Annotated in this window: 1 protein-coding gene; it reads right to left on the bottom strand. The window is 77.5% G+C overall.

Going from position 1 to position 6,336, the window contains the following annotated elements; all coding sequences use genetic code 11:
* Positions 1-6,336, bottom strand: a 6,336-nt coding sequence (locus E0D90_RS22425; protein WP_130799831.1) for a type I polyketide synthase, incomplete at both ends; no start/stop codon positions are given.

Below are 6,336 nucleotides of genomic sequence, written 5' to 3'. Positions count from 1 at the left end.
CGGCGAGGGCGGTGGGAGTGGGGTGGGCGAAGACGACGGTGGTGGGCAGGCCGAGGCCGGTGGCGGCGCGCAGCCGGTTGCGCAGTTCCACGGCGGTCAGCGAGTCGAACCCCTGGTCGGAGAAGGCCCGGTCGGCGGGGACGGCGTTCGGGGAGCCGTGTCCGAGGACGGCGGCGGCCTCGCCGCGGACGAGCCGCAGCGCGGCGGCGGACCGCTCCTCCCCGCTGAGCGCGGCCAGGGCGCGCGCGGCCGACGGCCCGGCCCCGGACGCCGCGCCCCGGCGGCGGGAGCGTGGCGCGGTGGCCGCGAGGGCCGACAGCAGCGGCGGTACGCGATCGACGGACCGCAGGTCGAAGGCGGCCCCGGTGACGGCGGGCCGCGTCCCGGCGAGGGCGGCGTCGAGGAGGCCGAGGGCGTGGGCGGGCTCCATGGGGGCGATGCCGCCGCGGGCGAGCCGTTCGCGGTCGGCCCGCCCGAGGTGGCCGGTCATGCCGCTGGCGGGCGCCCACATGCCCCAGGCCACGGAGACGGCGGGGAGGCCGAGGGCGTGGCGGTGGGTGGCGAGGCCGTCGAGGGCGGCGTTGGCCCCGGCGTAGACGGCCTGTCCGGCGCCGCCGAGGACCCCCGCGACGGAGGAGAAGAGGACGAAGGCGGCCAGGTCGAGGGTGCGGGTCAGGTCGTGGAGCTGCCAGGCGGCGTGCGCCTTGGGCGCGAAGACGGCCGGGACGCGGGTGGGGTCGGCGTTCTCCACGGTGGCGTCGTCGAGGACTCCGGCGGCGTGGAAGACGCCGGTCAGCGGATGTTCCTCGGGCACGGCGGCCAGGAGCGCGGCGAGCGCGTCGCGGTCGGCGGTGTCGCAGGCGGTCACCTCGGCGTGGGCGCCGAGGGCGGCGAGGTCGTCCCGGAGCTGGGCGGCGCCCTCGGCGGCCGGCCCGCTGCGGCTGGTGAGGAGGAGACGGCGGACGCCGTGCGTCTCGACCAGGTGCCGGGCGACGAGGCGGCCCAGGGTGCCGGTGCCACCGGTGATCAGGACGGTGCCGCCGGGGTCGAGGGGGCGGGGCACCGTGAGGACGACCTTGCCGGTGTGGCGGGCGGCGGCCATGTGCCGGAAGGCGTCGCGGGCCTCGCGGACGTCGCGGGCGTGGTGGGGGGTGAGCGGGAGGGCGCCGTCGGCGAGGAGGGCGGCGAGCTCCCGGAGCAGCACGCCGACCCGCTCGGGCCCGGCGTCCTCCAGCAGGTCGAACGCCCGGTAGGTGATGCCGGGGTGCCGTTCCGCCACCTCGTCGGCGTCGCGGATGTCGGTCTTGCCCATCTCGGCGAACCGTCCGCCGTCCCGCAGCAGGCGCAGCGAGGCGTCGGTGAACTCCCCGGCCAGGGAGTTGAGGACGACATCGACGCCCTGGCCGCCGGTGGCCGCCCGCACGCGCTCCTCGAAGCCGAGGTCGCGGGAGTCCGCGATGTGGTCGTCCGCGATCCCCATGCCCCGCAGCCGGTGGTGCTTGCCGGGTGAGGCGGTCGCGAAGACCTCGGCGCCGTGGTGCCGGGCCAGGGCGACGGCGGCGGAGCCGACACCTCCGGCGGCGGCGTGGATGAGCACGCGGTCGCCGGCGGCGAGGCCGGCCACGTCGAACAGGCCGTACCAGGCGGTGAGATGGGCGATCGGCACTCCGGCGGCCTCGGCGAAGGTCCATCCCCGGGGCACCCGCGCGAGCATCCGCGCGTCGGCGACGGCCACGGTTCCGAAGGCGCCGTCGACCACGCCGAACACCCGGTTCCCGACGGCGAGTCCGGTGACGCCGGGCCCGGTCTCGACGACGACGCCGGCTCCCTCGCCACCGAGCACGTCGTCGGCGACCCGGACCATGCCCAGGGTGAGCAGCACGTCCCGGAAGTTGACTCCGGCGGCCCGGATCGCGACGCGCACCTCTCCGGGACCCAGCTCCCGCGAAGCCTGGGGCGCGGGGACGGCGGCGAGGTCGTCGATCGAGCCGGAGCCGGCGGCGGCCAGCCGCCAGGGAACGCCGTCGCCGGTGGGAGGGGTGAGGGCCGCCGCGTCCTCCCGGACGAGCCGCGCGCGGTGCAGTATCCCGTCGCGGACGGCGAGTTCGGTCTCTCCCCCGGCCAGCGCCCGGGTGAGGCCGGTCCACGGGATGTCGGTGCCGTCGGTGGTCAGCAGCGCGAACCGCCCGGGGTTCTCGGTCTCCGCGCTGCGCAGCACACCCCAGGCGGGCGCGGTCACCGCATCGGCGGCGGGCCCGGCGCTCCGGGTGACCAGCACGAGACGGGCGGTGTCCCCGGGGAGCGCCAGCCACTCCTGTGCCAGCGCCAGGGCCTGCCGCAGGGAGTCCTCGGCGCGGGAGGCGGAGGGGCCGGCGGCATGGGCGTCCGGCGCCTCGGGCAGCGCGGTGAAGACCACGTCCGCTCCGGCCCGGACGGCGTCGTCGAGCCGGTCGTACCTCTCGTGGTCGTCGGCGGCGGGGGCGGCGCCGACGGACGCGCAGCGCTGCGCCGGGCTCTCGCCGGCCGGGGGCGGGTCGTCCAGCGGCCGCCATTCCGTCCGGTGGAGCGGGCCCGTCCCGACGGCCGTGACCGCCGGCTGCGCCCGGAGGGTGAGCCGGTCGACGGCGGCGACGAGGGCGCCGGCGGTGTCCCAGGCGGCGATCTCCACGGCGTCGGCGGCCAGGGAGCGCAGCCGCACCCGCAGGGTCCGGGCGGTGGTGTGCCGCAGGGTGACGCCTTCGAAGGCGAACGGCAGCGGGGGCGGCCCCCCGCCGCTGCCGGTGACGGTGCCGCTGGCGGAGACGGTCTGGAAGGCGGCGTCGATCAGCGCGGGGTGGACGAGGAATCCGGCGGCCGGGGTGCCCTCGGGCAGTTCGGCCTCGGCGAGGATTTCGGCCGGCCCGTCGCCCGTGGCGCGCCACAGCGCGCGCAGTCCCTGGAAGGCGGGCCCGTCCAGCCCTTCGAACCAGTCGACCTCGACGGGATCTACGACGACGCGCAGGGAGAGGTCGTCGTCCCCGAGGACGGCGGGCGCGGTCAGGGTCAGATCGGCGACCCGTCGGCAGCCGGTCCGCCCTGCGGCGTGGGCGGCGATCTCCAGCAGCGCCGCGCCGGGCAGCAGGACGGTGCCGGAGACGGCGTGGTCGGCGAGCCAGGGTGCGGAGCCGGCGTTGAGCCGGGCAGTGAGGACCGTACCGCCCGGCCCGGTGCCCTCGTCGGGAAGGTCGACGGCGGCGCCCAGCAGCGGGTGTGTGCCGCCGTGGAGGCCGACGGCGGCGAGGTTCCCGGCGCCGGCTCCGCGCGGGAGCCAGAACCGGCGCCGCCGGAAGGGGTAGGTGGGCAGGTCGACGGTGCGGGCGCCGGTGCCGTCGTAGGCGGACGGCCAGTCGACGGGCAGTCCGCGCACCCACAACCTGGCGGCGGCACGCAGGAGTTCGTCGCTGCCGCCGCTGTCGCGCCGCAGCGATCCGGTGACCAGGGCGTCGGTGCCGGCCTGTTCGAGGATCTCGGCGAGGCCGACCGCGAGCACGGGATGCGGGCTGGACTCGACGAAGACGCGGTGGCCGTCGGCCAGCAGCGCCTCGACGGCCTGCTGGAAGCGGACCGGCCGGCGCAGGTTCTCGAACCAGTAGGAGGCCGGGAGCTGGGAGGTGTCGGCGACCGCGCCCGTCACCGTGGAGTAGAACCGGGTGGTCCCGGAGGAGCGCGGCACGACGGAGTCGGCGGCCTCCAGGATGCGCTCCCGCAGCGGGTCCATGTGGGGCCCGTGGGAGGCGTAGTCGACGGGGATGCGCCGGGCGCGCACTCCCGCGCGCTCGTAGCCGGCGAGCAGGGCGTCCAGTTCGGCGAGGTCGCCGGAGACGACGGTGCTGCGGGGCCCGTTGACGGCGGCGACGGCGAGCCGGTCACCGAGGTCGTTCTCGACCTCGGCGGCGGGCAGCGGCACGGAGGCCATGCCGCCGAGTCCGGCGGCGGCGCGCAACGCGCGGCTGCGCAGGGCGACGACCCGGGCTGCGTCGGGCAGGTCGAGTCCGCCCGCGATGTGGACGGCGGCGAGTTCGCCCTGGGAGTGGCCGACGACGGCGCCGGGGCGGACGCCGAGCGACTCCCAGAGCCGGGCGAGGGCGACCATCACGGCGAACAGCACGGGCTGGACGACCTCGGCCCGCTCCAGCGGGGGCGCGCCCGGGTTCTCACGCAGGACGTCGAGGAGCCGGAACTCCAGATGGGGGTCCAGCGCCTCCGCGCACTCCCGCAGCGCCTGGCGGAACACCCGCGACTCCTTCAGGAGCCGGGCGGCCATCGCGGCCCACTGGGAACCCTGCCCGGGGAAGACGAAGGCGACGGCCCCGGTGTCGGCGGCGGTCCCGGTGGCGAGGGCGGGGTGGGTGACGCCTTCGGCGAGCGCGGCCAGCGCCTCGGCGGGGTCGGTGCCTGGTCCGGTGACCACGGCGGCGCGGGCGTCGAGGGCTGCCCGGGTGGTGGCGAGGGACCAGCCGGTGTCACGGGCCCCGTGGGTGCCGAGGGGTGCGGCGAGGCGGCGGGCCTGTTCCCGCAGCGCGTCCTCGGTGCGGGCGGAGAGCACCAGGGGCGCGGCGGGCGGTGTTCCGGCGCCGTCGTCGGGCGAGCCGTCGGGCGCGGCCGGGGTGGCTGTGCCCGCCATCGGGCCCGGGGGCGTCGCCGGTGCGTCGGGCGCCTCCTCCAGCACCACGTGGGCGTTGGTGCCGCTGATGCCGAACGCGGAGACGGCGGCGCGGCGCCGTCGTCCCGTCTCCACCGGCCAGGGGCGCGCCTCGGTGAGCAGGGTGATCCCGGAGCTCTCCCAGTCCACGTGGGAGGAGGGCCGCTCGGCGTGGAGGGTGGGCGGCAGCAGTTCGTTGCGCAGCGCCATGACGGTCTTGATGATCCCGCCGACTCCGGCGGCGGCCTGGGTGTGCCCGATGTTGGACTTCAGCGATCCCAGCCACAGCGGCGGCCGTCCCTCGCCCCGGCCGGCCCCGTAGGTCCCGGCGAGGGCGTGGGCCTCGATGGGGTCGCCGAGGCGGGTGCCGGTGCCGTGGGCCTCCACGGCGTCCACGGCGTCCGGCGCGAGGCGGGCGTCGGCGAGAGCGAGCCGGATGACCTCCCGCTGGGCCTGCCCGCTGGGGGCGGTGAACCCGTTGGAGGCGCCGTCGGAGTTGACGGCCGTGCCGCGGACGACGGCGAGGACGGGGTGCCCCAGGCGCCGGGCGTCGGAGAGCCGTTCGAGCAGCAGGACGCCCGCGCCCTCGGCCCAGCCGGTGCCGTCCGCGTCGTCGGAGAACGCGCGGCAGCGGCCGTCGGGCGAGAGCGCCCGCTGCCGGGAGAACTCGACGAACAGCTGCGGGGTCGCCAGGACGGTGGCGGCGCCCGCCAGGGCCATCCGGCACTCCCCGGCGCGCAGCGAGGCGACGGCGAGGTGGAGCGCGACGAGCGAGGAGGAACAGGCGGTGTCCACGGTCATGGCGGGCCCGCGCAGCCCGAGGCTGTAGGCGATGCGGCCGGAGGCGACGCTGCCGAGTTTGCCCAGGTCGAGGTAGCCCTCCAGCTCGGGCGGGAGGGGGTGGAGCGCGGCGCCGTACTCGTGGCGCATGAGGCCGGTGAAGACACCGACCGGTTCGCCCTGGAGGGAGTCGGGGGCGATACCGGCGCGTTCCAGGGTCTCCCAGGAGAGTTCGAGGAGCAGCCGCTGCTGCGGGTCCATGGCGAGGGCCTCGCGCGGCGAGATGCCGAACAGGTCGGGGTCGAACTCGGTCGCGCCCGCGAGGAATCCGCCCCGCCGGGTGGTGGAGTGCCCGGCGCGGTCGGGGTCGGGGTCGTACAGGCCGGAGAGGTCCCAGTCGCGGTCCTCGGGGAAGTCGCCGGTGGCGTCGACGCCGTCGCGCACCAGGCGCCACAGTTCCTCGGGCGTCTCGACGCCGCCGGGGTAGCGGCAGCCCATGGCGACGACGGCGACGGGGTCGTCCGCCGGGCGCGCGCCCGCCGGTCTCCGTCCCCGGTGGGGTTCGCCGGTGTCGCCGTCGGGTCCGAGGACGGCGGTGGCGAGCATCCGGGCGAGCGCGGCCGGGGTCGGGTGGTCGAAGACGACGGTGGCGCGCAGCGGGCGGCCGGCACGTGCGACGAGCGCGTCGCGCAGCCGCACGGCGCTGACGGAGGTCAGCCCCAGTTCGCGGAAGGGCCGGCCCGAACCGATGTCCTCGGGCGGGGCGTCCAGGACGCGGGCGGTCTCGTCACGGACCAGCTCCACCAGCAGTGTCTGCCGGTCGTCGCGGGAGAGGGGCAGCAGCCGGGCGCGCAGGGCGTCGGCGCGGGCGGGGT

The sequence above is a fragment of the Streptomyces otsuchiensis genome (genome assembly GCF_004305975.1).
In the GTDB taxonomy this organism is placed as follows: domain Bacteria; phylum Actinomycetota; class Actinomycetes; order Streptomycetales; family Streptomycetaceae; genus Streptomyces; species Streptomyces otsuchiensis.
The sequence above is the reverse complement of the archived record's forward strand: the minus strand, read 5'-3'. Positions and strand labels throughout refer to the sequence as shown.